Source organism: Lysobacter sp. Soil_N_51, from assembly GCF_057655755.1.
Genome location: NZ_JBDGLR010000021.1, coordinates 1 through 3,776 on the forward strand (window position 1 = coordinate 1; position 3,776 = coordinate 3,776).

Sequence of the window (3,776 nt, forward strand, 5' to 3'; positions counted from 1 at the left end):
GCGTTCCCATCGGATTGGACTCAAGGCGGGTGATGCACTTGAGGGTAGTCAGTGCAAACCAAAGAAAAACGCTTTTTTTGAATCAAGTGCCCGCGCGTGCGGTGCAGACGTAGGCATGCGCCACACGGGACATCCATGTCCCGGTGGCGCACGGCGTGCATCCTGCACGCCGCCCTTCGGGTGTGCGCTTTCTAACGCGAGTGCGTGGCTTCGCAGCGCTGGATGAACTGCGCGGCTTCAAGCCCAAGCAAAAGCCGCATGGCCTACCTGTAGGAGCGGCGCAAGCCGCGACCGCGAACCCACCCGTCGCATCGAACATCCGCAACCGCTACGACCCCATCACCTCGCGCCAATCAATCAAACGCAAACGCATCCAACGCCAACGACCCCATCTCATGCGACCGATGAATCGTCCGCACCCCGGGCGCCTCGCCGGCCGCGCCCATCGCCACGAACAACGGCATCAGATGCTCCACGGTCGGATGCGCATGCCGCGCATGGGGCGCCTGCGCCTGCCAGTCCAACAACGCCGCATGATCGCGCGCGGCCAATTTCTGATGCATCCACGCACTGAACTCCGCCGCCCACGCCGGCATCGGCGCATCGCGGTGCTGCCAGTCCAGATCACCCAGGTTATGCACGAACCCGCCCGAGCCGATCACCAACACCCCTTCGTCCCGCAACGCCGCCAAGGCCTGACCGACCGCATAGTGCTGCGCCGCGGTCCCGTGCGGCATGACCGACAACGGCACCACCGGAATATCGGCCTGCGGGTACATGCGTCGCAGCGGCACCCACACGCCGTGGTCGAGGCCGTGGTTGTCGCGCAGCTTGGCGTTGAGGCCGGCATCGACCAGGCGCTGGGTGATCTGCTCGGCCAGACGCGCATGCCCCGGCGCGGGGTACTGAATCTGATACAGCGGCTGCGGAAAGCCGCCGAAGTCGTGCACGGTGTGCGGCCGGTCGTGGCCGCCGACCATCGGCCGGTCGGTCATGAAATGGGCCGAAGCGATCACGATCGCGCGCGGCCACGGCAGTTGCTGGCCGAGCTGGTCGAGAAAACGCCCGGCCGGCGAATCCTCCAGCGCGAGCATCGGCGAACCGTGGGAGAGAAACAGCGTGGGCAGGCGAGTAGGGATGTCCATGCTTAGCAGGGTGATCCTCGCCGGGGCGATTTCCAAGTTGGACGGCTGTGCCTGATCGTTCTGTAATTGCGATCAATTCGCATCAAGTGCGCTGATTGTTGAGGTCCGGCCCGGTGCAGAAACGATGCACGATCGGCCCGCACCACGACCGCGCCGGACCCGCCGCCGCCCCGCGTCGCCCGAGTCTGGCAAAATAGCGGGCTAACTCACCCGTCCGCAGGCCCCCGTACCCATGAGCCACTTCGACATCCGTTCGACCGTCCGCCCCGATCCCGACAAGCCGATGGTCGACATCGCCGACTACGTCGCCGATTACCAGATCGATTCGAAGGAAGCCTTTGACACCGCGCGCTACATGCTGCTCGACTCGCTGGCCTGCGCGGCGATGGCGATGGACCACCCCGAGTGCGTCAAGCACCTCGGCCCGCTGGTGCCCGGCGCCGGCATGAGCGGCGGCGCGCGCGTGCCGTACACCGCGCACGAACTCGACCCGGTCCAGGCCGCCTACAACATCGGCGTGCAGATCCGCTGGCTCGACTTCAACGACACCTGGCTGGCGGCCGAATGGGGCCACCCGTCCGACAACCTCGGCGCCATCCTCGGCGTCGCCGACTACCTGGGCCGCAAGGCCGAGGCCGAAGGCGGCAAGGCCATGACCGTGCGCGATGTGCTCGGCCACGCGATCAAGGCGCACGAAATCCAGGGCGGCTACGCGCTCAAGAATTCGTTCAACCGGGTCGGCCTGGACCACGTGATCCTGGTCCGTCTGGCCTCGACCGCCGTGACCACCCAGATGCTGGGCGGCAGTAAAGAAGCGATCGTGACCGCCGTGTCGCACTCGTGGATCGACAACGGCGTGCTGCGCACCTACCGCCACGCGCCGAACACTGGCCCGCGCAAGAGCTGGGCCGCCGGCGACGCCTGCCGCCGCGCCGTCACCCACGCGCTCAACGCCGTCAAGGGCGTGGTCGGCTACCCCAGCGCTTTGAGCGTCAAGACCTGGGGCTTCTACGACATCGCCTTCAAGGGCAAGCAGTTCGAGTTCGAGCGCCCGTTCGGCAGCTACGTGATGGAGAACGTGCTGTTCAAGATCAGCTTCCCGGCCGAGTTCCACGCCCAGACCGCGGTCGAGTGCGCGATGCAGCTGCACGACCAGGTCAAGGACAAGCTGGACCAGATCGAGCGCGTCGAGCTGGAAACCCAGGAAGCCGGCGTTCGCATCATCGACAAGACCGGCCCGCTGGCCAACTACGCCGACCGCGACCACTGCCTGCAGTACATGGTCGCCGTGCCGCTGATCTTCGGCCGCCTGACCGCCGACGACTACGTCGACGCCGTCGCCGCCGATCCGCGCATCGACGCGCTGCGCGACAAGATGGTGGTGAAGGAGAACGAGCAGTTCACCAAGGACTACTTCGACCCCGACAAGCGCTACATCGGCAACTCGGTGCAGGTGTTCTTCAAGGACGGTAGCTCGACCGACAAGGTCTCGATCGATTTCCCGATCGGCCACCGCAAGCGTCGCGCCGAGGGCATCCCGGTGCTGATGGCCAAGTTCGAAGCCGCCGTGCGGGCCAAGCTGCCGGCCGCCCAGGCCGACCGCCTGCTGGCCCTGGCCAACAACCCGGCCGAACTCGAAGCCCTGCCGGTGACCGAGTTCATGGCGCTGTTCAGCCAGACCGGCAAGTAAGTCGTCAGCGCAGACGGCCAATTGCACACCTTATAAGTGCAGTTCCGCGCTGAACGGGTCGCCCTCGCGAAACTGAACGCAGGGCGACCCAGTCTCAGAATTCACGGAACTCGGTCGAATGTTAGACGCTTGTTAACACCGCTTTCACGTTGGCAAACCTACTCTGCGCGGGATGGCGTCGTCCAGGCGACCGTCCTGAACGGTAGAAACCTCGCAGACGCGGTTTCCATAATTTTTAGAACCAGGAGCTACAACAATGAATAAGAAACTCCTCTGCGCCGCCCTGCTGGGTGGCCTGAGCCTCGCGCAGGTCGCCAGCGCCCAGGACTTCGACGACCGTTGGTACCTGACCGGCTCGGCCGGCATGAACATCCAGGACAACGATCGCGGCACCCGCAACGCTCCGTTCGGCGCGATCGGCCTGGGCAAGTTCCTGAGCAAGAACTGGTCGCTCGACGGTGAGCTGAACTACCAGAACCCGAAGTTCGACGCCAACCAGGACGCCAACTGGAGCCAGTACGGCATCTCGCTGGACCTGCGCCGCCACTTCGTCACCGAAGGCCGCAACTGGAACCCGTACCTGCTGATGGGCCTGGGCTACCAGCGCTCGGAAGAGGAGTACTTCATCCCGTCGCCTCAATCGCCGGCCAACCGCAAGGACGGCAACTTCGCCGCCAAGGTCGGTCTGGGCGTGCAGGGTGACCTGGGCCGCGTCGGCATCCGCACCGAGCTGGCGTACCGCGCCGACTTCGACGACCAGAGCGTGAACGCGCCGCAGGAAGACTGGTTCGGCGACGTGCTGGCTTCGGTCGGCATCATCGTGCCGCTGGGTCCGGAACCCGTTGCCCCGGTGGCTCCGGCCCCGGAAGTGCAGCCGGGCTGCGCGGACAAGGACGACGACGGCGACGGCGTGAACAACTGCGACGACAAGTGCCCCGGGT

At 65.6% G+C, this 3,776-nt stretch carries 3 protein-coding genes; 2 read left to right on the plus strand and 1 reads right to left on the minus strand.

From position 1 onward, the window contains the following. Window positions 1-353 precede the first annotated feature (353 nt). Window positions 354-1,145: a DODA-type extradiol aromatic ring-opening family dioxygenase gene (locus AC3A4T_RS24400; RefSeq protein WP_487677744.1), complete on the minus strand. Its 792-nt coding sequence runs from the start codon at window positions 1,143-1,145 to the stop codon at window positions 354-356. A 232-nt stretch (window positions 1,146-1,377) separates the two neighbouring features. Between AC3A4T_RS24400 and AC3A4T_RS24405 the strand changes: the two genes are divergently transcribed. Together AC3A4T_RS24405 and AC3A4T_RS24410 are read left to right on the plus strand one after the other, a co-directional pair. Continuing rightward, window positions 1,378-2,835, plus strand: coding sequence for a bifunctional 2-methylcitrate dehydratase/aconitate hydratase (locus tag AC3A4T_RS24405; protein WP_487677745.1), 1,458 nt, complete (start codon window positions 1,378-1,380; stop codon window positions 2,833-2,835). Between the two features lie 256 nt (window positions 2,836-3,091). Then, the coding region (locus AC3A4T_RS24410) for an outer membrane beta-barrel protein (protein WP_487677746.1) at window positions 3,092-3,776 on the plus strand (685 nt) is incomplete at its 3' end.

Excerpts from the sequence above, each read along its gene's own strand:
- AC3A4T_RS24400 (WP_487677744.1), bottom strand. The coding sequence starts at position 1,145 with ATGGACATCCCTACTCGCCTGCCCACGCTGTTTCTCTCCCACGGTTCG.
- AC3A4T_RS24405 (WP_487677745.1), top strand. The coding sequence starts at position 1,378 with ATGAGCCACTTCGACATCCGTTCGACCGTCCGCCCCGATCCCGACAAG.